Annotated in this window: 2 protein-coding genes; both read right to left on the reverse strand. The window is 70.9% G+C overall.

The window, feature by feature from the left end:
* Positions 1–193, reverse strand: a 193-nt coding sequence (locus tag WA805_RS25465) for a hypothetical protein (protein ID WP_425243603.1), incomplete at its 3' end; no start/stop codon positions are given.
* Positions 194–280: 87 nt separating this feature from the next.
* The coding region (locus WA805_RS25470) for an NAD+ synthase (RefSeq protein WP_425243604.1) at positions 281–1,745 on the reverse strand (1,465 nt) is incomplete at its 5' end.

The raw sequence follows: 1,745 nt of genomic DNA on the forward strand, positions 1-1,745 counted from the left end.
GTGCGGTCGTGGGCGGCGCGGTCGTCGGCTCGGCCGTCGTCGGCTGCCCGGTCGCGCCGGTCCTTGTCGCGGTGACGCTGGCGGCGATGCTGCTCACCGCCGAGCTGACGCTGCTGCCAGCCGCCCCGCACGCCGCCAGCGGCAGCACGATGAAGACGATCAGGCCGGCGAGACCGGCGTATTTCCTTAGCATCCGCGGCAGCTCCTTCCGCACACCCGGAGAAGACCCTTCAAGGGTGCGCGGAAGTGGGCCGCCGGCAGGCCACCCGACGCGGGTGAATTATTTGCGCGGCAGCGGCTCGCGCCACGCGTTGGTGATCGGCAGCCGCCGCCCGCGGCCGAAGTTCTTCGGGCTGATCTTCGGCCCCGGCGGGTACTGGCGGCGCTTGAACTCGGCGAGGTCGACGAGCCTGATCACCCGCTCGACGAGAGCCCGGTCGTGGCCGACGGCGATCAGTTCCGCCGACCCCATGTCCTTTTCCACGTAGTCGTCGAGCAGCGCGTCCAGCTCGTCGTACGCCGGCAGCGAGTCGGTGTCGAGCTGCCCGGGAGCAAGCTCCGCCGACGGCGCCTTCTCGATGGAGTTAACGGGGATGGGGGGAGTAGCCCCCGTACGTTCCGCATACTCATTACGCCACCTGGACAGGTCCCAGACGAGCGTCTTGAAGACGTCCTTGATCGGGCCGAAGCCGCCCGCCGAGTCACCGTAAAGCGTCGAGTACCCGGTCGCCAGCTCGCTTTTGTTGCCGGTGGTGAGCACGAGATGATTGCTGGCGTTGGACAGCGCCATGTTGATCACGCCGCGCACCCGGGACTGCAGGTTCTCCGCGGGCAGCCCGTCGGCAGGGAAGTCGCCGAGCTCGTCGCGGAACGCGTCCACGATGGCCTGGATCGGCACCGTCCGCCCGTGTATGCCCTGCCGCTTCACCAGGTCCTCGGCGTCGGTGACGGATCCTTCCGAGGAGTACCGGCTCGGCATCAGCACCACGTAGACGTTCTCCGGCCCGATCGCGTCGGCGGCGATCGTCGCGGTCAGCGCCGAGTCGATGCCGCCGGACAGCGCGAGGATGACCGAGCGGAACCCGTTCTTCCGCACGTAGTCCCGCGTCCCGGCGACCAGCGCCGCGTACACCTCGGCGCGGTCGTCCAGCCGCGGCCAGAACGGCCCGTGCTCATCCTGCCCTGCCGTCACCTCCGGCAGTGGCAGGTCGGGCAGGGTCAGCCGCTCGATCGTGATAGCGGTCCCGTCCTCGGCGTCGACCGGCCCGTCCGGCGCGTCGCCGCCCTCCGCCCCGGGCAGCTCGACGTCGAGGACGACCAGCTCCTCCTCGAACTGCGGGCCGCGCGCCAGCACCTCGCCGGACGCGGTCACCACGATCGAGTCCCCGTCGAAGACCAGCTCGTCCTGCCCGCCGACGAGGTTGCAGTAGGCGAGCACGGCCCCGGCCTCACGCGCCCGCCGCGTGACCAGCTCGAGCCGCACGTCGTCCTTGCCCCGCTCGTAGGGCGAGGCGTTCGGCACCACGAGCAGGCCGGCGCCCGCCCGCAGGCACACCGCCACCGGCCCGCCGTCCTGCCACAGGTCCTCGCAGATCGCGATGGCGACGTCCACCGCCCCGCCGTCTCCCAGCGGCACCCGGAACACCGGCAGGCTGTTCCCCGGCACGAAGTACCGGTACTCGTCGAAGACGCCGTAGTTCGGCAGGTGGTGCTTGGCCGACCGCACAGCGACCGCGCCGCCATAC

This window comes from Trebonia sp. (genome assembly GCF_049794275.1).
Taxonomy (GTDB): Bacteria; Actinomycetota; Actinomycetes; order Streptosporangiales; family Streptosporangiaceae; genus Trebonia.